Source organism: Eubacterium pyruvativorans (genome assembly GCF_900102225.1).
Lineage (GTDB): Bacteria > Bacillota > Clostridia > Peptostreptococcales > Anaerovoracaceae > Aminicella > Aminicella pyruvativorans.
Genome location: NZ_FNBF01000001.1, coordinates 119,254 through 142,084, shown reverse-complemented (window position 1 = coordinate 142,084; position 22,831 = coordinate 119,254). Strand labels below are relative to the sequence as shown.

The window sequence follows — 22,831 nt, the reverse complement described above, 5'->3', positions numbered from 1 at the left end:
TTAATTATCTCCTTCCAGTGCCTTCAATGCTTTCTGTCCGATGTCCTTCCGGTAGAATCCGTCCGGGAAACTGATCTTCTCCACCGACCGGTATGCCTTCTCGATGGCCTCTTTCAGATCGGCGCCCCGTTCCGTGACCCCCAGGACCCGGCCTCCCGCCGAGGTCAGGGATCCGTCTTCCGCCCGGTCCGCTCCGGCCACATAGACATGCCCCACATCGGACGGAATCCTGATCGGGTATCCTTTGCCGTATTTCCCCGGGTAACCCTTCGTAGCCATAATGACGCAGCACGCAGCTTCATCTTCCGCAAACCGCACATCCGCCTCCGCCAGCGTTCCGTCGGAAACATGCATCATGATGTCCAGCAGGTCGCTCTCCAGAAGCGGGAGAACCACCTGGGCCTCCGGATCGCCGAAGCGGCAGTTGTATTCAATGACCTTCGGTCCGTCCTGGGTGAGCATCAGTCCGAAGTAAAGACAGCCCCGGAATGTTCTGCCCTCGGCATTCATGGCTTCCAGAGTCGGCATGAAAATCTTCTCCATACATTCTGCGGCGATGTCCTCCGTGTAATACGGATTCGGAGCAATCGTACCCATGCCGCCGGTATTCAGCCCCAGGTCTCCGTCCAGCGCCCGCTTGTGATCCATGGAGGAAATCATCGGGATGATGGTTTTCCCGTCGGTGAAGGACAAAACGCTGACTTCAGGACCGGTCAGATACTCTTCCACCACCACAGTCAGACCGCTGGCACCAAAGGCCTGGTCCTCCATCATGGATTTCACTGCCTGAACCGCATCCTCCCGGGTTTCGCAGATCAGAACGCCCTTTCCCTTCGCCAGTCCGTCTGCCTTCACCACGACAGGAACGGCACACTGCTCCACATAGGCCAGCGCCGCCTCTTCATCAGTGAAGGTCTCGTACCGGGCTGTCGGGATATGGTATTTCTTCATCAGATCCTTGGAAAATGCCTTGCTGCCCTCGATGATTGCCGCTTTCTTCTCCGGTCCGAAGCACGGGATGCCCTCTGCCTGCAGCAGGTCCACCATTCCCATGACCAGGGGATCGTCCGGCGCAACTACGGCGAAGTCAATCTCATGTGTTTTCGCGAAGTTCACCACACCATCCAGGTCCTCTGCGCCCACAGGAACGCATTCCGCATCCCCGGCCATGCCGCCGTTTCCCGGCAGTGCATAGATACAATCAACCTTCGGATTTTCCTTTATTTTCTTAATGATGGCGTGCTCCCGGCCGCCACCGCCCACAACCATTACTTTCATTGGATCGAAATCTCCCTTTCTACCGGATTCCCGCAGAACCCTCTTTCGGATTAATGATGGAACAGCCTCATGCCGGTGAACGCCAGCACCATGCCGTACTTGTCACATGTTTTGATGACATGATCGTCCCGGATGGAACCGCCCGGCTCCGCCACATAGGTGACGCCGCTCTTTCTGGCTCTTTCGATGTTGTCCCCGAACGGGAAGAATGCGTCACTTCCGCAGGTCACACCGCTGATGGTGTCCAGATAGGCTCTCTTCTCCTCCTTCGTGAACGGCTGCGGTTTCTCGGTGAATACCTGTTCCCATGCGCCGTCCCGCAGGAGATCTTCCCACTCTTCTCCCAGGTACAGGTCAATGGCATTGTCCCTGTCAGCCCGGCGGATATCCTCCCGGAACGGAAGGTCCAGAACCCGGTCCGACTGGCGGAGGAACCAGTGGTCCGCTTTGTCCCCGGCCAGCCGGGTGCAGTGGATCCGGGACTGCTGTCCTGCGCCCACACCGATTGCCTGACCGTCGTAGACGAAGTCCACCGAATTCGACTGGGTATACTTCAGTGTGATCAGAGCCACAATCATATCCCGCTTCGCAGAATCCGGCAGTTCCTTGTTCGCCGACACGATATTGGTGAAATCCTCCGGACGAACCGTGTAATCGTTTCTCTTCTGTTCAAAAGTCACGCCGAAGACCTGCTTCTTCTCCTGCTCCGCCGGAACGTAATCTGGATCGATCTGTATGATGTTGTAATTCCCCTTCTTCTTCTGCTTCAGCAGTTCCAGGGCTTCCTCCGTGAATCCCGGGGCAATGACACCGTCAGAGACTTCTCTCTTCAGGATCTTCGCAGTCGTCAGGTCGCACACATCACTGAGCGCCGCCCAGTCCCCGAAGGAACACATTCTGTCCGTTCCTCTCGCTCTGGCATAAGCCGTGGCCAGCGGAGAGTCATCCAGCCCTTCGATATCGTCCACGAAGCAGGCCCGCTTCAGTTTCTCATTCATCGGGATGCCCACCGCTGCGGAAGTCGGACTGACATGTTTGAAAGACGCCGCCGCCGGAAGGCCCAGACTCTTCTTCAGCTCGCTGACCAGCTGCCAGCTGTTCAGCGCATCCAGGAAATTAATATATCCCGGTCTGCCGTTCAGGATTTCCACCGGCAGATCAGAACCGTCCTCCATATAGATGCAGGCCGGCTTCTGATTCGGGTTACAGCCGTACTTCAGTGTAAAATCTTTCATGGGGTCTCCTTTCTGTGCTTCGAATGCTGCCGGCCGGACTACCGGTTCTTGTTGATCAGACGGCTCTCGGAAGCACCGAAAGCCAGATCAATGTACCGGACATAGAGAGAAATCTTGTTGGAAACGTTCAGATTCTCCCAAAGCTGATCCGCCAGCTCATCCGGCGTATCCGGAATATCCACCCGGTGCGGTTCGCCGGTGAATGTAGGGATCGGGCTGCCGTCTGTGATATACGTGTGGATGAAATGTCCCAGTCCCGGAATTCCGGTATAGTTGAAATAATATCTGCCGCACTGAGTTCCCTCCGGATCCTCACTTTTCAGAATGCTCAGCTTGTAGCCGAAGGTTTCCGCCGGATCCAGGTTCATGACACCGCTGATCCGCGGGGTCCAGTTCGGGCCGTCCGGCTCGAAGCACCGGGTGTTCAGGGCGTCCTCGAAAGCATGGCCGCCGAAGACCCGGTCCTGTTTCGCAAAGGTTTCAATGGTGTCGGTCTGATCGCCGTTGGTGACAATCAGGGTCTTCCCCACAACCTTCAGCGGATAATAGATAATCAGAGACGGATCTTCCACCTTCGACGGGTCGAACGGCTTGATGATCACGTTTTCACCCTCTTCTTCAAACACCCGGTTCCGGCTGTTGTCGGATCTGCCCATGATGAAATAGGCGGTGACCGCCTTCTTTGCATCCTTTGTCAATCCGCAGATCAGACCGCGGCCCACGTACGGATTGCCATTCACCCAGCCGGCGGCCGTCCGGGTCAGATACGGGTCCTTGTATGCATCGATACTCATGATATGCCTCCCTGTTCAGTATGTTCAGCTCCGGAAACCGCTTCAGATGCGGCCCTCCAGAATTTTCTCGGAAATCATCTCGGTTGCCTTCGGCAGGATAATCCACTCTGCCTGCTCCATGACGCGGCGCTGCAGCACTTCCGGTGTGTCACCCTCCCGGACTTCCACCGCTTTCTGCAGAATGATCTTTCCGCCGTCCGGCACTTCGTTGACGAAATGAACCGTGGCACCGGTGACCTTCACACCGTAATCCAGCGCCATTTCATGGACATGAAGTCCATAGGCTCCCTTCCCGCAGAAAGACGGGATCAGCGCCGGATGGATGTTGATGATACGGTTTTCGAAACGGCGAATGAAGGCCGGACTGAGGATCTTCAGGAATCCCGCCAGAACCACGAGATCAATCTCCGCTTCCTCCAGCCCCCGGATCATCTCTTCCTCCTGTTTCGCCACCAGCACAGGAATGCCGTTTCGTTTCGCCCGCTCCAGCGCATAAGCATCCTCCCGGTTGGAGATCACCAGCTCGATCTTTCCGGAGTGAATGATCCCGCTCTTCTGAGCATCGATCAGCGCCTGCAGATTCGTGCCGCCGCCGGAAACCATGACGGCGATTCTGGTCTTTTTCTCTAACATATTGTCACGCCGCCTTCTTCTGCCGCAACGGTTTCGCCCAGAATATAGGCGTCCTCACCGGCCTCGTGCAGCACACGGATCGCTTCGTCGGCGTCTTCCGGCGCCACCACAGCGGTCATGCCGACACCCATGTTATATGTGTTGAACATATCTCTCTCCGGAATGCCGCCTTCCTTCATGAGGATGTCAAAAATCGGAAGAACCCGTACGTCGCTTCTGCGGATCTTCACGCCGATGCCCTTCGGAAGGCTTCTTGGAATATTTTCGTAGAATCCGCCGCCGGTGACATGGGACACACTCTTCACGGTCACGTGCTGGAAGAGGCTCAGCATCGGCTTGACATAAATCTTCGTCGGTGTCAGAAGTGTCTCGCCCAGACTCTTCTCTCCCAGTTCATCATAGTGTCTCCCCAGGTCCGTATTCTCCACATCGAATACTTTCCGGACCAGTGAGAAGCCGTTGGAATGGATGCCGGAGGAAGGCAGTCCGATGAGAACGTCTCCCGGACGGATGGATTCCTTGTCCAGCACCTTGGATTTGTCGCAGACGCCCACCGCGAAACCCGCCAGGTCGTATTCATCTTCTGGATAGAAGCCCGGCATCTCCGCGGTTTCACCGCCGATCAGTGCGGAGCAGGACTGAACGCAGCCTTCCGCCACACCGCTGACGATCTGAGCAATTTTCTCCGGATAGTTCTTCCCGCAGGCGATGTAGTCCAGGAAAAACAGCGGTTTGGCCCCGACACAGATGATATCGTTGACGCACATTGCGACGCAGTCGATTCCCACAGTATCATGCTTGTCCAGCAGGAATGCCAGCTTCAGTTTCGTGCCGACACCGTCTGTTCCGCTGACCAGCACCGGCTCACTGATTCCTTCCAGATCCAGATGGAACAGTCCGCCGAATCCGCCCACATCTGAAGTGTCTCCGAACACCATCGTCTTCGCAATGTGCTGTTTCATCAATTCCACCGACTTATATCCGGCTGTGATGTCGACACCTGCGGCCTTGTAACTCTCGCTGAAACTTTTCGACATAGTGATTCCTCCTACACTCTCAGGTACATTTCGTAACTTTCCTTGGCTTTTTCTTCCTGTTTCTTCGAGATCTTTTCCTCGAAGCGGTCTTTCTGTCCCGTCGGGATCTGGGTCGGATATCCCTTTCCGAAGCAGGCAGCACAGAACCCTTCTCCCGCCTTGTTGCCGATGATCATGTGCAGGGTATTCACATCCAGATATCCCACACTGTCTGCGCCCACCTTCTTCGCAATCTTCTCCATATCGTAGTCACACTGGCAGGCGATCAGATTCTCCTTGGAGTCCACATCGACGCCGTAGTAGCAGGCATCTGTAAACGGAGGCGCGGAAGACATGACATGGACTTCCTTCGCTCCGGCAGCGCGCACCAGACTGATGATCCGGGTGATGGTGGTTCCCCGGACGATGGAGTCGTCCACCAGAACCACCCGCTTGCCCTTCACGGCACTGCGGATGACATTCAGCTTGATCCTTACCTTGTCTTCCCGGTTCTTCTGGCCCGGGGCGATGAAGGTCCTGCCGATATACTTATTCTTGATGAATCCCATGCCGTACGGAATGCCGGACTGCTCCGCATATCCGATGGCCGCATCCAGACCGGAATCCGGAACGCCGATGACGATGTCCGCATCCACAGGGTACTGCATGGCCAGCAGCGCACCGGCTTTCGCCCGGGCACCGTGAACACTCCGTCCTTCAATGATCGAATCCGGACGGGCGAAATACAGGTATTCGAAGATACACATCTTGTGCGGCTTCTCGTCGCAGTGGGCCCGGTCCGAAGTAACCCCATCTTTGGAGAAGGTCACAATCTCCCCCGGATCGATGTCCCGGACGAATTCTGCCCCAACGGCATCCAGCGCGCAGGTTTCCGACGCCACAATGTAGCTCCCGTCGCTTCGTTTACCATAACACAGGGGGCGGAAACCGTGCGGATCCCGGCAGGCAACCAGTTTCTGGGGAGACATGATCACCAGTGAATACGCACCGTCGATCTTCTCCATGGCCTTCCCCACCGCTTCTTCGATGGAACCGCTGTTGATCCGTTCCTTCGTGATGACATAGGCGATTACTTCCGTGTCACTGGTGGAATGGAAGATGGAACCTGCCAGCTCCAGTTCCTGCCTGAGTTCAAAGGCATTAACGATATTCCCGTTATGAGCGATGGCCATCCGTCCCTTGTGGTGATTCACCACAATCGGCTGCGCATTATTTCTATCATTGTTTCCGGTGGTGCTGTACCGGTCATGGCCGATTGCAATCTGTCCCAGACCCAGCTCCTTCAGCACCGGTTTCGTGAACACGTCGTTCACCAGTCCGTTATCCTTATAATAATTGAAGACGCCGTCGTCATTCACAACGATCCCGCAGCTTTCCTGCCCCCGGTGCTGCAGTGCGAACAGGCCGTAGTACACGGTGCTCGCCACATCCTGGGTTGTTTCGCCGTAAATTCCGAAAACGCCGCATTCTTCTCTCAATCCACTCATTGGCTCTATTCTCTCCCGGTTTTGTGATTATACTTCTCTTCGACGGCGGCGTTCTTCTTCAGGACGTTCGCCTTTCCCTCTTCCCTCTGGGATTCCAGCCGCTCCGCCAGTTCTCCGTCGCTCACGGCAATAATCTGGGCGGCCAGGAATGCAGCATTCTTCGCACCGTCAATGGCAACAGTGGCCACCGGAATGCCGCTCGGCATCTGAACTGTCGAAAGAAGCGCATCCATGCCGTCCAGTTTCGAACCCGACACCGGAATGCCGATCACCGGCAGTGTGGTGTTCGCAGCCAGCGAACCCGCCAGGGCGGCGGACATCCCTGCCGCTGCGATAATGGCACCGAAACCTTCTGCTCTGGCATTCTTCGCAAAACCGGATGCTTCCACCGGCGTTCTGTGCGCCGAGAATACATGAACCTCGTACGGGACCCGGAGCTCATCCAGTGTCGTCATCGCTTTCTCCACCTTCGGCAGATCACTGTCGCTCCCCATAATGATTCCGACTTTCTTCATTTTCGTTTTCCTCCTTCAGTTCAGAAACCCATATACAATCACCACGGTCTCCGCCTGTCTCCGGACACCGGGAAATCGAACAAATATTCCTGCAGCGGCTCGATCAGCTGATCCGGTCCAGATACGTCTGCAGAATGATGACAGCCGCCTGCTTGTCGATCACCTGCTTCCGCCGCCTGCGGCTCACATCCGCATCGATCATCACCCGTTCCGCCTGCACGGTGGTCAGACGTTCATCCTGCCATTCGATGGTGATGCCCTTCATCCCCGTGCTCCGCATCTTATTTTCCAGCATGCTGCGGAATTCCCGCACCTTCTTCGTCTGCTCACTATCCCTGCCGCTCATGCTCAGCGGCAGGCCCATAACGATCGTATCACACTCATATTCCTTCACAAGATCCAGGACTTTTCCGGAATCCTTCCGGATCCCCACCCGTTCAATGGTGGTGATCCCCTGTGCCGTTATGCCAAGGGGATCACTCACTGCAACACCAATCGTTCTGTCCCCTACATCCAGCCCTATCTTTCTCATTCACAGCACCTCGTTCATTATACATCAGAACACTTCCCTCTTTACAGTATGAAACCGCATAAACAGTACAAAAAACAGCAGGTCCTCTGATGCCGAGACCTGCTGTTTCTCTCATTTACTTCTTCAAATATGCCTTCAGAATCTCTTCTACGAGTTCATCTCTGTCAATTCTGCTGATGAGCAGCCTGGCATTGTTATGGCTCGTGATGTAAGAAGGATCACCGGACAGGATATACCCGACCATCTGGTCGATCCCGTTATATCCTCTCTCTTCCAAAGCCGCATAGACTGTTTCCAGAATCTGCTTCGTCGTCTTCTTCTGGGTCTTGCTTGGATCGAACATAATTGTCTTCTTCTCCATATAAGCCCTCCTTCCTTACCTGGACATTATACAATGACGGGACTGCATTCGCAAGATTATATGGGCACTTCTTCGAATTAAAGCAGAGTACCCGCCAATTCAAACATCGCCGGAATGCCGGACGGATCCTTGCCGCCTGCCTGGGCCATGTCGGCCTTTCCGCCGCCGCCGCCGCCGACCTTCTTCGCCAGCTCTTTCACCAGCTTGCCGGCGTGGTACTTCGCAGTCAGATCATCCGTAACAGATACCAGCAGGGTAACCTTTCCCTCATTCACCGCAGCCAGCACTGCCACAGCACTCTTCGTCTCCGCCTTGATCCGGTCCGAAATATCTCTCAGATCATCAATCCTGGCACCATCGAACTGTCCGGTGATCAGCTTCACACCATTTATCTCCTGGGCACCGCTGATCAGGCCGCCCAGATCCGACGTCATCTCCGCCTTACGGAGCTGTTCCAGTTCCTTCTTCACGGACTTCAACTCTTCCATGGCAGACCGGGCCTTCGCAACAAGCTGATCCGGCGCAGCCTTCAGCGCCTTCGCCGCTTCCTCGATCGTATCCTCTGCTGTATGCAGATGCTCCAGAACGCCGCTGCCGGTGACAGCCTCGATTCTCCGGACACCGGAGGAAATACCACTTTCACTGAGAATCTTCAGAGATCCGATTTCTCCGGTATTCGCCACATGGGTACCGCCGCAGAATTCAATGCTCCAATCGCCCATATTCACAACCCGGACCCGGTCCCCGTACTTTTCGCCGAACAGAGCCGTTGCACCCAGCTTCTTCGCCTCTTCCAGCGGCATCTCCTGCATGGTTACCGGCAGGAACGCATTGATTTTCTCATTCACCCTTCTCTCCGTCTCCCGGATCTGTTCCGGCGTCATCGCTTCGAAATGGGTGAAGTCGAACCGCAGAAGATTCTCATCATTCCTGGAGCCTGCCTGATTGACATGGTCTCCCAGCACTTCTTTCAGTGCCTGCTGCAGCAGATGGGTCGCCGAGTGATTCCGGGCCCGCTTGTTCCGCAAGATCCGATCCACATCTGCGGAAACCGTATCCCCCTTTCCCAGGGTTCCTTCTTCCACATGCACGTAGTGAGTGAACAGACCGTCAATCTTCTTCACACGATTAACTGTAACCCGGGCGGAATTTGTTGACATAATCCCTGTATCGGAAACCTGTCCGCCGCTTTCCGCATAGAACGGAGTGTGATCCAGATAGATCACCGCATCCTGTCCCGCAGAAACCGTCTCCTGTGGTGTGCCGTCCTGATAGATTGCCAGCACCTCAGATGTATCGCGGAGTGTGTCGTATCCGGTGAAGACCGTGTCCGCCAGATCCTTCGGTGCACTGGATTCCTTCCAGGCCTCTGCCGTCGTATCCTTCCGTCCTTCCTTCGCCAGACGCTTCTGCTCCTCCATATTCTCGTGGAATCCGTCCATGTCCACCGACATGCCGTGATCGTCCAGAATTTCCTGGGTCAGTTCCACCGGGAATCCGAACGTATCATAGAGCTTGAACGCATCCGCTCCTGACAGAACCTTCTCCCCGTTCTTTTCCATATCAGAAACATAAGAGTTAATAATTTCCGTTCCCTGCTCCAGGGTTTCTTCGAAACGGGCTTCTTCCACGGAAATAATCTTCTTGATATAATCTTCCCGCTCCCGGATTTCAGGATAGGCCTCACCGGAAACGTCCACAACATAGTCCACCAGTCCGGCCAGGAAACTGCCCTGAATACCCAGCAGTTTGCCGTGACGGTACGCACGGCGGATCATTCTCCGGAGCACATATCCCCGCCCTTCATTGGACGGCAGTACACCGTCTGCAATCAGGAACACCATGGAACGCATGTGGTCTGTAATGATACGGATGGACTTATCCGCTCCCGCATCGCCGCTCTCGTACTCCTTGTCTGTCAGAGCCACTACCCCGTTCAGGATGTGGCGGATGGTGTCAATATCGAAAATGGACTGCACATCCTGCATGATACATGCGATTCTCTCCAGACCCATACCGGTATCAATGTTCGGATGCTCCAGATTGCTGTAGCTTCCGTCCTCCTCCCGGGAGAACTGAGTAAATACGTGATTCCAGAACTCGATATAACGGTCGCAGTCACATCCCGGTTTGCAGTCCGGCTTGCCGCAGCCGTATTCCGGTCCTCTGTCGAAGTAAATCTCGGAGCACGGACCGCATGGACCCAGTCCGATTTCCCAGAAGTTGTCTTCCTTTCCCAAATGGACGATCCGTTCCTCCGGCATCCCCAGACTCTTCCAGATATCCACCGCTTCCTGGTCATCCAGATAAACCGTGGCCCAGACCTTCTCTTCCGGAATCCCCAGCACTTTCGTGATGAATTCCCAGCCCCATGTCAGAGATTCCCTCTTGAAGTAATCCCCGAAGGAGAAGTTACCCATCATCTCGAAGAACGTGCCGTGACGGGACGTGACACCGACGTTTTCGATATCATCCGTACGGATGCACTTCTGACAGGTGGTCATCCGCTTCTTCGGCGGCGTTTCCACACCGCTGAAGTAATTCTTCAGCGGCGCCATGCCGGAATTGATAATCAGCAGTGATTTATCATTCTTCGGGATCAGAGAAGCGCTCTTGCCCGGATAATGACCCTTGCTGACATAGAAGTCTCTGAATCTCTTTCTGATCTCATTCAGTCCTAATTTCTCCATTACATCTAACTCCTGTTATTCTATCGCCTATGCTTTCCGGATGAAGAACGGGCACCGGAGACGCCGGCTCCTCATCGGGTTAATAACCAGTTCATTATACTATACCTGACTGAACCTTTCAATTATGCGGACCATATCTCTTTCCACACTCTTGAAATCATCCGTTTCGAACGAATAAACCTTCAGCTTTGCCTCTGTACCGCTGGGCCGGATGATCAGTCTGCTGCCGTCATGAAAATCGAATTCCAGCGCATCCGCCTTCGGCAGCCCGGTATCCCGCAGGTAATCCACTTTCCGTATAATCTCCTTGTCCCCCAGGCGGGTCCTGACCTCCCGGCGCAGATAGGTCATAATCTGATCCATGGTACGCCTTCCGCCCGCACCGCTGAAGAAGTAATTCCGCTGCTTGTCCACACAACGCCCGAACTCCTCATAGATCTCGTTCAGACGGTCGATCAAATCCTTTCCCTGGGCCTTGTGGAACGCCGCAATCTCAACAATCAGCATGGCTGCCGTAATGCCGTCCTTCTCATGACTAAACGGGTTCACCAGGAAACTGTTGCTTTCTTCGAACCCCAGATAGAACCGGTTTCCCTGCCCTGCCTGGTCCAGCCGGGCCAGAATATTGCCGATGTACCGGAATCCCGGAACATTATTCACCACCTTGAAGCCATATTTCCGGGCCATCTGATTCACCAGCGGCGATGTCACGATACTCTTCGCCACAATCTGATCCGGCTCCGGCGGCTCCATATGACAGAGATAATCCAGCATCAGCAGCCCCAGCTGATTCCCCGTCACAATCGTTCTGACCCCGTCATGATACAGGGCAGCCCCGCAGCGGTCTGCGTCCGGGTCCGTGGCCACGATCAGTTCCCCGCCTTCCCGGTCAATCACCTTGAACGCCTCGTCGTACGTCAGAATCTTTTCCGGATTCGGAGTGCTGCAGGTGTGGAAAGCCGGGTCAGGATATTCCTGACTGCGCACCACCGTATAATTCGAATACCCCACATTCTTGAACAGACTCCGCACATATTTCAGCCCGGTGCCGTGAAGCGGCGTATAAACTGTCTTCAGCTGGTTGACAGCCTCCGGACTGATATGGGGCGGCCGTTTCAGCGCCGCCCGGATGAAGTCCTCACTCACACGTGTGCTCACCGTCATGACACCGTTGTCCAATTTCCTGTGAATGCCTTCAAAGAAATCAACCTTTCCGATTTCCTCCAGAATCATTTCCGGCTCCTGGCCGATCACCTGATACCCGTCGGAATTATATACCTTGTACCCGTTATAGTGCTTCGGATTGTGGCTGGCAGTGATCATCACGCCCATAGAGCACTTCAACTGACGAATGGCGAATGCCAGCACAGACACCGGCGTCACTTCCCCGAACAGATGTGTCTTCACCTTGTTCCCCCGGAACACCGCCGCCGCTTCCCGGGCGAACAGTTCCGAGTCCTTCCGTGTATCGTAAGCGATGACAACGGAAGGCCTGTCATAATGCTTCTTCAGATAGTTTGCAATGCCCTGGGAAGCTCTCCGGACCACGTACACATTCATCCGGTTTGTCCCCGGACCCAGAATGCCCCGGAGTCCCGACGTGCCGAAACTCAGGTCCTGATAAAAAGCATCGAAGATCTCATCGTCATTTCCCATCAACTTCAGCAGTTCGGCATGCATACTGCTGTCGTCTTCCGTATGTTCAAGCCAGCGTCGGTATTCCTGCTCGGCGTGCTCCCGCATTTCCCGCATATCTCTTGATTCCAGCTTCATTTCCTTACCCCATCATTATCCCTTCACCGGGCCTGACGGCAAAAAGCGGCCGGCCCATCGTTCGTTTCATGCAACACACTAAATTATATCACAATTCGAAAATGGATTGTATGGTCTGTGTGACGGCGGCAGAGAAATCCGTCCGGGGACGAATCCGGCATAAAACGGGCATGAAAAAAGACGCTTCCGAACGGAAGCGTCTTGATTCGTCTCGCAAATTGGAGAAAAACTACTGTTCCTTCTCCATTGCATCCAGCTTGCCGCTGAACAGCCACAGGATGACACCGAAACCGATAACGATCAGACCGGTGATACCATAGCCGGAAACGAACGGCTTAGTCTTCAGGAATGCATATACGGACGGGTAAACACGCTGTGCGATGAATACCGCGATTGGCCAGAAGCCCAGCAGCAGACCCAGAACCTTAGCAGGAGCCAGCTTGTTGATGAATGAGTTGCCCAGTGGCGAGAATACCATTTCGCCGACAGACATCAACAGGCAGACCAGAGCCAGCCACAGTACGGAGCACTTTCCAGTGCTGGAACCTTCAGCCAGCTTGTATGCCAGAGCCATTACAACGTAGGAAACACCTACCAGTGCGCAGCCCAGCGCAGTCTTCTTGAACATGGACATGTCGCCCTGCGGTCTCGCAGCCAGTTTTCTCCAAACCAGAGCCAGAACCGGCCCCAGAACGATGCAGACCAGAGCGTTGATGGAGTCGAACCAGGATGTCGGAACCTGGAAGCTTCCGATGTACCAGTTCGCCTTGTTCTGGAAGTCAGCACCATCGCCGTAACCGAATACGTAGTATGCCGGCATGTAAGCCATGTACCATACCATCCAGAATACAGCGGAGAACAGGGTTACCATGATGATTGCGAAGACACGCTTCTTGTCGCCGGAAGTAAGCGGCGCATTGGAAGTGTCCTTCTTCTCCTTGGCAACGAACTCACGCATATCCTTCTTGAACGGTGTCTTACCGGCTTCGCCCAGCGTCATGTTGCCGACCAGGATGAACCAGATGGCGTCCACAGCCAGGAACAGAGCACAGATTCCGAATACGCCGTTGAAAGACATAACACCCTTCGTCGCCAGAACAGCGATGAAAGTTGTTCCGATGAAGGAACCAATGTTGACGAAGGAGTACTGGATGGAGAATGCCATATCCAGTTCTGTCGGATCATCGAACAGCAGGCCGACGATACCGGACATGTTACCCTTGAAGAGACCGGTGCCCACAGCGTTCAGAATGATCAGGGCCCAGACCATGCCCAGGCTGTGTGCCTGCCATACACAAGCATACGCACCCGCCATGAGGATCAGACCCAGTGCAACGCAGATTCTCGGGTTAACCCAGTGGTCTGCGATGTATCCGCCGATCAGCGGTGTGATGTAAGTCCATGCTACGAAGCTGGCGGACATCGCCGCTGCCTTCGTATCAGTCAGACCAAGGCCGCCGCCGGATACTTTCGTCGCGATCCAGATAGCCAGCAGGTACTTCGTGGTGTAGAATGCCATACGCTCGAACGTAAATCCCAGCGCACAGACATAAAAGCCAAATGGTCTACCCTTCTTTACAGTTTCCATTTTTCTTTTACCTCCTAAAAGTAGATATAATTAGATGATTGCGAAAACGAACCAGAGAATCCTGATTCATGCCTGCTCCGATGCTGCAATGGGCAATTTACAGTGCCGGAACTGAACAGAGCCAAACTGAAATCAGTTATGGACGGTGTTCAAACTTCAGTTTTCATTCAACCAAAGAACAGTTTATCACAAAGATTTCACAAAGTAAACACAATTCCCCCCTACCGAAAAAGAATGTTGCAGTTTCTCCCCGATCATTGTAAAATCAACAACGTTACAATGAAAAAAAGAAGGGATATTGTGCGTCATCCACAATTCCACGGTTGATGATTTTTATGATAGGACACGGTTTTTTTCTTTTGCCGCTCCCTACATTATATATGACAGAATATATGACAGACTGAAAGCACAGGAGAATCGAAATGTTGATGATTACAGAAGAAATGATCGCACGGATCAACGAACTGGCCCATCTTTCGAAGGAGAGGGCCCTCACCCCTGCGGAGAAGCAGGAACAGAAGGAACTGCGCCAGGCCTACCTGGCTGCATTCCGCCGGAACCTGAAGTCCCAGCTGGACAATATTGAGGTAGTGGATCCGGATGATCCGAGACTCCGCCGATGATTTATTCCGGGAAATAATCCTTTTCCATGTTTGAATGCGGACAGGCAAGGTATAATCACTATCGTAAAACGGAAATAACAGAAAGGGGATTTGATCTATGAGTCAAACCAGAAAAGTATATCTGGACTATTCCGCAACCACGCCGGTGAAGGAAGAAGTCCTGCAGCAGATGATTCCATATTTCACACAGAACTTCGGAAACCCTTCCAGTCTCTATACCATCGGTCTTGAAGCGAAAGCTGCGGTGGACAAGGCGAGAGCCCAGGTCGCACACCTCATCGGAGCAGATCCGTCCGAGCTGTATTTTGACGGCGGTGGAAGTGAATCCGATAACTGGACCATCTTCGGGGTAGCAGATGCCATGAAGAAGAAGGGAAAGCACATCATCACAACGAAGATCGAGCACCATGCAATTCTGCACTCCACCGAATTCCTGGAGAAGCACGGCTATGAAGTCACCTACCTGGACGTGAACAAGGAAGGATTCGTCGATCCGGCAGCACTGGAAGACGCCATCCGGGAGGACACGATTCTGGTCAGTGTCATGTTCGTGAACAACGAAATCGGAACAGTGGAACCGATCAAGGAACTTTGTGAGATCGCCCACAAGCACGGTGTTCTCTTCCACACAGATGCAGTGCAGGCGATTGGAAACGTCCCGATCGATGTCCATGATCTGGGGGTCGACTTCATGTCTATGTCCTCCCACAAGATCTACGGTCCGAAGGGAGAAGGCGGCATGTACATCCGCAAGGGTGTCCGCATTCCGAGCTTCATCCACGGCGGTGCCCAGGAGAAGGGCAAGCGCGCCGGCACAGAGAATCTGGCAGGGATTGTCGGATTCGGTGCGGCAGCGGAACTGGCAGAACAGAATCTGGAACACCACAGAAAGCACTGCTCCGAGCTGAGAGATTACCTGATGGACAGAATCACAGCAGAGATTCCGGATGTCATCGTGAACGGTCCTTCGGACCATTCCAAGCGTCACCCGGGCAACCTGAACGTCACGTTTGCGAAGATTGAAGGAGAATCCATTCTTCTTCTGCTGGACAGCTTCGGTATTGCGGTATCCACCGGATCCGCCTGCTCCTCCAAGTCTCTGAAGCCGTCCCACGTACTGTCGGCAATCGGTGTCAGCGACGAACTGATTCACGGATCTGTCCGCTTCACCGTCGGCGACTTTACAACGAAGGAAGATCTGGACTACACCGTTGACTGTCTGAAGGCAGTGGTCTCCCGTCTCCGTGAGATCTCCCTCCTCTAACCCGGGAGCGGATGGTGTAAACCTCGAGGAAACAATCACGAATATATTACGAAAACATGTAGAACGGGACCGCCGGAAGGTACTTTCGGGACGGACCCGGCAGAAAGGTGGAAATGAATATGGGACTGTATAATGATAAGGTAATGGATCACTTCATGCATCCAAGAAATGTGGGAGAAATTCCTGATGCGGACGGCACCGGCGTTTACGGCTCCCCGGTCTGCGGCGATATGATGCAGGTGCAGATCAAGGTTGACGATAACGATGTTATTACGGACTGCAAGTTCAAGACCTTCGGCTGCGGCAGTGCCATCGCCTCCTCCAGCATGGCGACGGAAATGATGAAGGGAAAGACCGTGGAAGAAGCGCTGAAGATCTCCAACAGCACAATTGTTGACGAACTGGGCGGCCTCCCTTCCCAGAAGCTACACTGTTCCGTACTGGCGGACCACGCGATCAAGCATGCGATTTACGACTACGCCCAGAAGACCGGAAAGACCTATGAAGGCCTGAAGGGATTCGACCCGACGGACCACGGCGATATTCCGGACGAGGACGAGGCCCCGGAAGAGGTATAGTCCTTCCATAATCGATCGATCATTTGTCCCCGGCTTGTCCGGGGGCTTGTTTTTTTGTCTTCTTCCTGCCGGAATCATCAAAAAAAGCCGGCCCGTCCGGGCCGGCGTCAGCATCCGTTCGAACTGGACGAAGGACGACTATGCGTCGTGCTCGTTCATCCACTCCTTCAGGATCTTGCAGTACTTCTCGTTTTCTTCCACGAAGCACATATGATGGGAATGTGTGAACAGTTCCCACTTGGAATTCGGAATGCCGTCGTACATCGTCTTCGCAACCAGCGGCGAGCACAGATCGGAGATTCCGCTGCAGATCAGAGACGGAATCTTGATTTCTCCCAGTCTGTCCACATACTCGAAATCCTTCAGCGTTCCGGTCGGAGCGAACTCGTTCGGACCCCAGCCGTACAGATACGCCTCATCACCGTGCTTCTTCTCCCGTGTCAGACACTCCGGAGAATTCTCGTCCAGCGGATAATCGCAGTATCTCTTCATATATTCCGCAACGGCAGCGTCATAGGCAGCGCCGGAGAAATTCTTGGTTTCCAGCGCCTCGTTGATGGCATCCTGCATATCCTGCGGCATCATCTTCACTCTCCGGAGACCTTCACTCTCCCACAGGCTGCTGCTCGGATGACCGCTGGAAATAATGAAGGACTTCACACCCTTCGGCTGGCACTCGATGGCATAGGCAATCTGCATCATGCCGCCCCAGGACTGACCGATGATGTGACATTCATCAATGTGAAGATACTTTCTCAGCTCCTCCAGCTCATTCAGCCAGGTTTCCTGTGTCCACAGTTCCGGATGGCCGTCCAGATAGGAATTACCGCATCCGATCTGGTCATACATGATGATCTGACGGTCATCTTCATCTGCAACGTGATCCAGAACTTCGAAATAGTTGTGTGTGGATCCCGGTCCGCCGTGGAGACAGAGCAGCGGCGCCTTGCCGTTATCCTTCTTCTCGCCGACAATTCTGTAATAAGTCTTGTACCCGAGGTAAGGCATATAGCCTTCTTCAATCTTCGCCATGGGTCATTACCTCCTGTGTATTCTTCTCAGAACAGAGCATACCGCTGCGGCGGAAATGCCGCAGCAATATGCAGAATACTGTTTCTTATGCTTCCGGAACGTCGATCATTTCTTCCTTCGGATAGTGGTTCAGTACTTCGCAGCCGTCTTCTGTAACGACAACGATGTCCTCGATTCTGACACCGATACCTTCATCATACAGATAGATGCCCGGCTCGATGGAGAATGTCTGACCAACTTCCACGATCTCGTCGTTTGCAGAGGAAACGTCACCGACTTCGTGGTCTTCCATGCCGATGGAGTGGCCCAGTCTGTGGGTGAAGTATTCGCCGTATCCCTTGGATGCGATATAATCTCTGGCAGCGGCATCGATGTCGCTCATCTTCACGCCCGGCTTCGCTGCAGCAATACCGCGCTTATTTGCTTCCAGAACGATCTCGTAGATTTCCTTCTGTCTTTCGCTGTGCTCACCGATGAATACCGTTCTGGTAATGTCGGAAGCATAGTCATGCCACATACCGCCGATGTCCAGGATAACGCAGTCACCATGCTTGCCCTTGGAATCATCTGTCATGTGGTGCGGATCTGCAGCACCCTTCGCATAAGCTGTGATCGGCTCGAAGGACGGACCGGAGAAACCGACTTCCTTCGTGATCTCCAGGCACTTCGCATTCAACTCATTCTCTGTCAGACCCTTGGCTGTCCAAGGAATCAGCTTATCCATCACTTCATCGATCATCTTGGCGGACTCTCTCATTGCCTGAATTTCATCCGCATCCTTGATCTGTCTGACCTTATCTACAATCTTGGAACCGTTTACGAACTTGCTGCCGGCACCCAGCTCCTGCAGTCTCAGCAGGAATCTGGACGGCCAGTTCTTGTCAACGCCGATCGTTTCATCCTTATTGATGAACTGGCTCAGGATTTCAACGCCGTCTTCCACATCATCATAATATGTGATTTCCACGCCCAGATCTTCTGTCTGCGGGAACAGCTTATTGATAACGAAGTGGTTATCACCGTTCACATTCAGATACAGTGCGTGCATTCTCTCGCCCGGCATAATCCACTTTCTCAGCAAATAGTAGATAGGTACCGGATCCGTGATGATCATCTGGTTGAGACCCTGTTCCTTCATTTTCGCATAAATACGATTCAGCTTATTAGTTTCCATTTGAAGCCTCCATAAAAAAAGGACCTGTAACAATAACTAAGGACCTACAGCAATAATTAATCAATCCTTGTCCATTCTACCGCTTCCCATATGAATTGTCAAACTTTTGTCTAAACATGTTCCAGTCCATCTACAGTTCCTGTCTGTAGGATCGGGAAGTGTCTGCAGCCATCATTCCCGGAAGAATATCGCCGTATTCTGTCCGGCCCGGCAGTTCATACCGAAGCCGCCACGCCACCACAGAAATAAATTCGGTGTTCTTCGGTTTCTTCCAGCAGTGTCCCAGGCTCAGATCACTGTACCGCTGCCGGAAAATACCCGCCTGCTCGTTCCATGCGGCATCAATGGCCCGTCGAATGGCAATTTCCACGCTGCCCACTGTGACATTAAACTCATCCGCAACAATCGGATACACCGTTTTCGTAATCCGCTGCAGAATCGTCGGATCCAGCACCGTGTGAACACAGCATCGGCAGAGATATTTAAATCCGTTCAAATTCATCGGAATGCCCAGACGGAGCAGCAACCGCTCCGTTCTGAGCTGCAGCATAGTCTCCTCTTCCTCGGTCATTTCTCTGCTTTTCCTCCAGTAACCGTTCATCTTCGATTCCTCCTGTTAATAATCATTCATTACAGCAGCTTTTCATCCGGATGTCTGCGTTCTTTACATGCCCTTATTTTACCTTATTTTTCATTTTCTGTGTGCGAGGATTTCATGCAAAAACTTGTATATATGTATATTTCAGTATAAATATGCATACTTCGACGGTTTTTTTCTGAATCCGACTTCACACTGTAATCATGGACTCCATCTTTCCGAAGGTCTTCTCGCCGATCCCGCTCACATTTTTTAGATCCTCCTTCCTCCGGAACCGGCCGTTCTGTGTGCGGTATGCAATAATCTTCCCGGCAGTGACCGGCCCTACCCCGGGAATCTTCTGCAGCTCGGCCTCCGAGGCTGTATTGATGTTGATCAACCCCTGCGCAGAGGTCCCACCGGTGCTTCCCTCCGTGGTTCCCGTCCCAGCGGAAGATCCTATGCCGGTTTCTGCCGGATTCGTTCCATCCTCCCCCCGGCCCTTCCGGGGAATGACGATCAGCTGACCGTCTGTCACCTTCTCCGCCTGATTAATCGTCCGGGTGTCCGCCTTCCCGGTCAGTCCTCCGGCTTTCCGTACCGCTTCAAAAATCCGGGCGCCAGGCTTCATCTCGTACACACCGGGCCGCTTCACCTCCCCTTCCATATCGATATACAGAACCCTCTGCCTCTCCCCGGTTTTCGGTGTTTCCGCTCCGGCCTTCTGCACTACACCGCTTTCCCCGGCTTTCTGTATGGAAATAGTGTCATTATTCTCTTTCCCCACAAAAAGCACTGCGGCGGCGATGATCACCAGGATCACCGCCGCCGCTCGGATCAGCATTCGATTCTCATTCAGTTTCTGTTTCCAGTTTCTCGGATTCGTATGACTGCGCATGCTGACCTCCCGGAGAATGTCATTTCTTCCGGAGCGATGGCTCCGCAAGAAATACCAGTATCATCCATTTACCAGTATTTTACATCCACCGGATCGGATCGTCAACACCGAAATGCAGTCCGTTTCGGCACACGAGGATTTCACAGCGCGGCACATCCAGCTGGGCAAACTCCAGGAAAGTCCGGATCACCGGTTCCGGGTTGAGGTTGGAATGACTCCCCTGATCCAGCAGCATTTTCAATACAAGTTGATGATTCTCCCCGGACTCTGCCTCCAGAGAACGAATCTTCTCCCGGATGTTCATCGGTTTCGTTTCTCCGGATTTCTTAGAATGCTTCAGGACGATGATCTCCTTCTGCGCCAGATAGTCTGCCGTCACCTGACGGAAATCTTTCCGGAATACAGACATCGGAAATGTCACGGTATAGGTCGCAGAATCCACCAAAGCCGCCAGTGATTTCTTTCCCTCTGCAATGCCCACGCCATGAATCGCAATTCCCTGTGCCAGCGTCGGTTTCATGGACGAAATAATTTCGTCCTTTGTATACTCCCGGGTCGTTTCAAATTCCAGAAGTTCCGCCTCCGCCAGATACCCCAGGGACAGAGGCTGGGCAAATCCCATACGGGGATGGGGATTGAACCCCTGACTGTATTTCAGCTCGATTCCCGCCCGTCGGAACCCCCGCTTGAACAGACGAAGCATGTCCAGATGGGACGTGAAACGAATCAGTCCGCTTTTCGAAAAAGTCAATACGTACTTACTCATAGATTCCTCCCAGTCCGCATGTGGTTTTCCGGTTCACGCCGCAGCCGACACAGCCGTACCGGCAGTCCTGGGTCGTCAGACCCTGCTCCGCCTTCTTCGCCTCCCGCACCAGGAATTCCTTCGAGACGCCCGGATCGATCAGATCCCACGGCATCACCTCATCGAAAGAGCGCTTCCGTTCTGTGTAGAATTTATAATCGATTTCCCAGTTCTCCAGCAGTTCTTTCCATACATCCCGGTGGAAATACTCCGTCCAGGCGTCCAGCCGGCATCCGGCTTCGTGGGCCTTCAGCAGCAGCGCAGACATTCTGCGGTCACCTCTCGCCAGCACCCCTTCGCAGACACTGACGGCATCGTCGTGATAAGTCAGACGGGCATTCCGGCCCGGCATGGCGTGCTCCAGAACCACATGCTTCTGCCTGAGTTCCTCAGAAGAAGCCTGAGGCGCCCACTGGAACGGCGTGAACGGTTTCGGCACGAAATTGGACACACTGCAGGTCACATTGAAACGCCCCCGTTTTCCGGATTTCCGGAAAATCTCGATGGCCTTACGGGCTATTTCTCCGATTCCCCGAAGGTCCTCATCGGTTTCCGTCGGCAGGCCGTCCATAAAGTAAAATTTCATGGTGCGCCAGCCCAGCTCCACCGCCTGTTCCACGGCGCTGAAAATATCCTCTTCCGTGATTCCCTTGTTGATCACGTCCCGGAGCCGCTGGGTGCCGGCTTCCGGTGCGAAGGTGAGCCCGGATTTCTTGTATTTCTGAATCTCATTCAATACATTGAAGGAAAACGAGTCCAGACGGAGAGACGGCAGGGACAGGGATACGTTCCGCTTCGTGCAGTAATCCATGAGCTCTGTGGCCAGCCCTTCGAAATTCGAATAATCGCTGGTGGACAGGGACAGCAGAGACAGTTCGTCGTGTCCGGTATTCTCCAGCTGCTGTTCTGCCAGCCTCTTGATCGTCTCTTCAGACCGTTCCCGCACCGGACGGTAGGACATGCCGGCCTGACAGAAACGGCATCCTCTGGTGCAGCCCCGGAACGTCTCCACCACGGCCCGGTCATGCACCGCTTCCACGATCGGGACAATCGGTTTCTCCGGGAACGGCACCTGGTTCAAATCCGAAAGAATCGCTTTCTCAATGCGGTCCGGCGCCCCTTCCCACAGCTTCACGAATTCCTTCACCGTGCCGTCCGGATGATACTGGACGTCATAGAAGGACGGCACATATACGCCGGTCAGCTTCGATACCCGCTGAAGATATTCCCGCTTCGAAAGACCCTCCCGCTTCGCTTCCCCGTAGGCATTCAGAACGGCCGGAAGCAGCTCTTCGCCGTCACCGATCATGAACAGATCGAAGAAATCCGCCAGAGGCTCCGGGTTCACCGCACACGGACCGCCGGCGATCATCAGTGGATCCCCCTCCCCTCTGTCCCGGGACAAAAGGGGAACTTCCGCCAGTTCCATCATGTTCAGGATGGTCGGGAAGGACATTTCGTACTGCAGTGTGAAGCCGAACACATCCATCTGCTTCACCGGCGTTTTCGTCTCCAGGGTGAACAGAGGCACGTGGTGCTTTCGCATCAGTTCCTCCATATCCGGTGCCGGAGAAAACACCCGTTCCAGATAGAGGTTCTCATGACGATTCGTCACGTCATACAGAATCTGCAGTCCCATATAGGACATGCCGATTTCATACAGGTCCGGAAATGCGAAGGCAAACCGTACATCCATCTTCTCCGGGTCCTTCACCACCATATTTGTTTCACCGCCGATATAACGGGCCGGCTTCTCGACCTGCTCCAGCAGCTGCTCCAGGGACGGAGCGAACAAAGAGTCCACGGTCTGTCCGATCGTCCCTTCGATTTCCCGCATGAAGCTGCGGGTGAGCTCCTTCAGATCCTCCAGACGCTTCTCCCGCTCTTCCGACCACGGACGCTTGTGAAGCAGATAGTCGAACCGACCGTCCACTCCCGTGTAGTGGTTCTCCGTCAC

At 53.8% G+C, this 22,831-nt stretch carries 21 protein-coding genes; 3 read left to right on the top strand and 18 right to left on the bottom strand.

Annotated elements, in window-relative coordinates; translation table 11 throughout:
- From purD to BLQ24_RS00640, 12 genes are all read right to left on the bottom strand, one after another.
- A complete protein-coding gene (gene purD, locus BLQ24_RS00695; protein ID WP_090161573.1) occupies positions 1–1,278 on the bottom strand; it encodes a phosphoribosylamine--glycine ligase in 1,278 nt (425 codons plus the stop codon).
- 50 nt (positions 1,279–1,328) lie between these two features.
- The gene (locus BLQ24_RS00690; RefSeq protein WP_090161570.1) at positions 1,329–2,513 is read right to left on the bottom strand and encodes a phosphoribosylaminoimidazolecarboxamide formyltransferase; all 1,185 of its coding nucleotides are present in this window, start codon (positions 2,511–2,513) and stop codon (positions 1,329–1,331) included.
- 38 nt (positions 2,514–2,551) lie between these two features.
- The gene (locus tag BLQ24_RS00685; RefSeq protein ID WP_090161567.1) at positions 2,552–3,307 is read right to left on the bottom strand and encodes an IMP cyclohydrolase; all 756 of its coding nucleotides are present in this window, start codon (positions 3,305–3,307) and stop codon (positions 2,552–2,554) included.
- 42 nt (positions 3,308–3,349) lie between these two features.
- Entirely contained in the window at positions 3,350–3,940 is a 591-nt protein-coding gene (gene purN / locus BLQ24_RS00680; protein WP_090161565.1) for a phosphoribosylglycinamide formyltransferase, read from the bottom strand.
- The gene (purM, locus tag BLQ24_RS00675) at positions 3,934–4,977 is read right to left on the bottom strand and encodes a phosphoribosylformylglycinamidine cyclo-ligase (protein WP_090161562.1); all 1,044 of its coding nucleotides are present in this window, start codon (positions 4,975–4,977) and stop codon (positions 3,934–3,936) included. Before purM ends, purN begins: the two co-directional genes overlap by 7 nt.
- Positions 4,978–4,988: 11 nt before the next feature.
- Complete coding sequence (gene purF, locus BLQ24_RS00670; RefSeq protein ID WP_090161559.1) at positions 4,989–6,464, bottom strand: amidophosphoribosyltransferase; 1,476 nt, start codon at positions 6,462–6,464, stop codon at positions 4,989–4,991.
- 5 nt (positions 6,465–6,469) lie between these two features.
- Complete coding sequence (gene purE, locus BLQ24_RS00665; RefSeq protein ID WP_090161556.1) at positions 6,470–6,979, bottom strand: 5-(carboxyamino)imidazole ribonucleotide mutase; 510 nt, start codon at positions 6,977–6,979, stop codon at positions 6,470–6,472.
- Positions 6,980–7,082: 103 nt separating this feature from the next.
- Positions 7,083–7,511, bottom strand: coding sequence for a Holliday junction resolvase RuvX (gene ruvX, locus BLQ24_RS00660; protein WP_090161554.1), 429 nt, complete (start codon positions 7,509–7,511; stop codon positions 7,083–7,085).
- Between the two features lie 115 nt (positions 7,512–7,626).
- Positions 7,627–7,872: an IreB family regulatory phosphoprotein gene (locus tag BLQ24_RS00655; RefSeq protein WP_090161550.1), complete on the bottom strand. Its 246-nt coding sequence runs from the start codon at positions 7,870–7,872 to the stop codon at positions 7,627–7,629.
- A gap of 77 nt (positions 7,873–7,949) precedes the next feature.
- Positions 7,950–10,562, bottom strand: coding sequence for an alanine--tRNA ligase (alaS, locus tag BLQ24_RS00650; protein ID WP_090161547.1), 2,613 nt, complete (start codon positions 10,560–10,562; stop codon positions 7,950–7,952).
- Positions 10,563–10,661: 99 nt separating this feature from the next.
- Positions 10,662–12,335 (bottom strand): phospho-sugar mutase, encoded by a 1,674-nt coding sequence (locus tag BLQ24_RS00645; protein ID WP_090161544.1) that lies wholly within the window; start codon positions 12,333–12,335, stop codon positions 10,662–10,664.
- A gap of 229 nt (positions 12,336–12,564) precedes the next feature.
- The gene (locus BLQ24_RS00640; RefSeq protein ID WP_090161542.1) at positions 12,565–13,923 is read right to left on the bottom strand and encodes a peptide MFS transporter; all 1,359 of its coding nucleotides are present in this window, start codon (positions 13,921–13,923) and stop codon (positions 12,565–12,567) included.
- 422 nt (positions 13,924–14,345) lie between these two features.
- Between BLQ24_RS00640 and BLQ24_RS00635 the strand changes: the two genes are divergently transcribed.
- The 3 genes from BLQ24_RS00635 to nifU all read left to right on the top strand — a co-directional run bounded on the left by BLQ24_RS00635 (position 14,346) and on the right by nifU (position 16,388).
- Positions 14,346–14,546, top strand: a complete 201-nt coding sequence (locus BLQ24_RS00635; RefSeq protein ID WP_320800155.1) for a DUF896 domain-containing protein — start codon at positions 14,346–14,348, stop codon at positions 14,544–14,546.
- A 97-nt stretch (positions 14,547–14,643) separates the two neighbouring features.
- Positions 14,644–15,810 (top strand): cysteine desulfurase NifS, encoded by a 1,167-nt coding sequence (gene nifS, locus BLQ24_RS00630; protein ID WP_090161539.1) that lies wholly within the window; start codon positions 14,644–14,646, stop codon positions 15,808–15,810.
- A 125-nt stretch (positions 15,811–15,935) separates the two neighbouring features.
- Positions 15,936–16,388 carry a Fe-S cluster assembly scaffold protein NifU gene (gene nifU / locus BLQ24_RS00625; RefSeq protein WP_090161715.1) on the top strand — a complete coding sequence of 151 codons (453 nt, stop codon included), beginning with the start codon at positions 15,936–15,938 and terminating at the stop codon, positions 16,386–16,388.
- 138 nt (positions 16,389–16,526) lie between these two features.
- Here the strand turns inward: nifU and pepI are convergent, their stop codons facing one another.
- The 6 genes from pepI to BLQ24_RS00595 all read right to left on the bottom strand — a co-directional run bounded on the left by pepI (position 16,527) and on the right by BLQ24_RS00595 (position 22,711).
- Positions 16,527–17,420, bottom strand: coding sequence for a proline iminopeptidase (gene pepI / locus BLQ24_RS00620; protein ID WP_090161536.1), 894 nt, complete (start codon positions 17,418–17,420; stop codon positions 16,527–16,529).
- Between the two features lie 85 nt (positions 17,421–17,505).
- Entirely contained in the window at positions 17,506–18,594 is a 1,089-nt protein-coding gene (locus BLQ24_RS00615) for a M24 family metallopeptidase (protein ID WP_090161533.1), read from the bottom strand.
- Positions 18,595–18,724: 130 nt separating this feature from the next.
- Positions 18,725–19,195, bottom strand: coding sequence for a sporulation initiation factor Spo0A C-terminal domain-containing protein (locus BLQ24_RS00610; RefSeq protein ID WP_090161530.1), 471 nt, complete (start codon positions 19,193–19,195; stop codon positions 18,725–18,727).
- 187 nt (positions 19,196–19,382) lie between these two features.
- Positions 19,383–20,069 carry a helix-hairpin-helix domain-containing protein gene (locus BLQ24_RS00605; protein ID WP_090161527.1) on the bottom strand — a complete coding sequence of 229 codons (687 nt, stop codon included), beginning with the start codon at positions 20,067–20,069 and terminating at the stop codon, positions 19,383–19,385.
- Positions 20,070–20,148: 79 nt separating this feature from the next.
- Positions 20,149–20,835, bottom strand: coding sequence for a TIGR03936 family radical SAM-associated protein (locus BLQ24_RS00600; protein ID WP_090161525.1), 687 nt, complete (start codon positions 20,833–20,835; stop codon positions 20,149–20,151).
- On the bottom strand, positions 20,828–22,711 hold the full coding sequence (locus tag BLQ24_RS00595) for a TIGR03960 family B12-binding radical SAM protein (protein ID WP_242869539.1): 1,884 nt from the start codon (positions 22,709–22,711) through the stop codon (positions 20,828–20,830). Before BLQ24_RS00595 ends, BLQ24_RS00600 begins: the two co-directional genes overlap by 8 nt.
- Between the last annotated feature and the right edge of the window lie 120 nt (positions 22,712–22,831).

Bases quoted from the DNA above. Each gene is read 5' to 3' on its own strand.
- purE (WP_090161556.1), bottom strand. From the start codon at position 6,979: ATGAAGAAAGTCGGAATCATTATGGGGAGCGACAGTGATCTGCCGAAG.
- ruvX (WP_090161554.1), bottom strand. From the start codon at position 7,511: ATGAGAAAGATAGGGCTGGATGTAGGGGACAGAACGATTGGTGTTGCA.
- BLQ24_RS00600 (WP_090161525.1), bottom strand. From the start codon at position 20,835: ATGAGTAAGTACGTATTGACTTTTTCGAAAAGCGGACTGATTCGTTTC.
- BLQ24_RS00605 (WP_090161527.1), bottom strand. From the start codon at position 20,069: ATGCGCAGTCATACGAATCCGAGAAACTGGAAACAGAAACTGAATGAG.
- BLQ24_RS00615 (WP_090161533.1), bottom strand. From the start codon at position 18,594: ATGGAAACTAATAAGCTGAATCGTATTTATGCGAAAATGAAGGAACAG.
- nifS (WP_090161539.1), top strand. From the start codon at position 14,644: ATGAGTCAAACCAGAAAAGTATATCTGGACTATTCCGCAACCACGCCG.
- BLQ24_RS00690 (WP_090161570.1), bottom strand. From the start codon at position 2,513: ATGAAAGATTTTACACTGAAGTACGGCTGTAACCCGAATCAGAAGCCG.
- purF (WP_090161559.1), bottom strand. From the start codon at position 6,464: ATGAGTGGATTGAGAGAAGAATGCGGCGTTTTCGGAATTTACGGCGAA.
- BLQ24_RS00645 (WP_090161544.1), bottom strand. From the start codon at position 12,335: ATGAAGCTGGAATCAAGAGATATGCGGGAAATGCGGGAGCACGCCGAG.
- BLQ24_RS00655 (WP_090161550.1), bottom strand. From the start codon at position 7,872: ATGGAGAAGAAGACAATTATGTTCGATCCAAGCAAGACCCAGAAGAAG.
- purM (WP_090161562.1), bottom strand. From the start codon at position 4,977: ATGTCGAAAAGTTTCAGCGAGAGTTACAAGGCCGCAGGTGTCGACATC.
- alaS (WP_090161547.1), bottom strand. From the start codon at position 10,562: ATGGAGAAATTAGGACTGAATGAGATCAGAAAGAGATTCAGAGACTTC.
- BLQ24_RS00595 (WP_242869539.1), bottom strand. From the start codon at position 22,711: ATGCGGGAAATCGAAGGGACGATCGGACAGACCGTGGACTCTTTGTTC.
- pepI (WP_090161536.1), bottom strand. From the start codon at position 17,420: ATGGCGAAGATTGAAGAAGGCTATATGCCTTACCTCGGGTACAAGACT.
- BLQ24_RS00640 (WP_090161542.1), bottom strand. From the start codon at position 13,923: ATGGAAACTGTAAAGAAGGGTAGACCATTTGGCTTTTATGTCTGTGCG.
- BLQ24_RS00685 (WP_090161567.1), bottom strand. From the start codon at position 3,307: ATGAGTATCGATGCATACAAGGACCCGTATCTGACCCGGACGGCCGCC.
- BLQ24_RS00635 (WP_320800155.1), top strand. From the start codon at position 14,346: ATGTTGATGATTACAGAAGAAATGATCGCACGGATCAACGAACTGGCC.
- purN (WP_090161565.1), bottom strand. From the start codon at position 3,940: ATGTTAGAGAAAAAGACCAGAATCGCCGTCATGGTTTCCGGCGGCGGC.
- BLQ24_RS00610 (WP_090161530.1), bottom strand. From the start codon at position 19,195: ATGAACGGTTACTGGAGGAAAAGCAGAGAAATGACCGAGGAAGAGGAG.
- purD (WP_090161573.1), bottom strand. From the start codon at position 1,278: ATGAAAGTAATGGTTGTGGGCGGTGGCGGCCGGGAGCACGCCATCATT.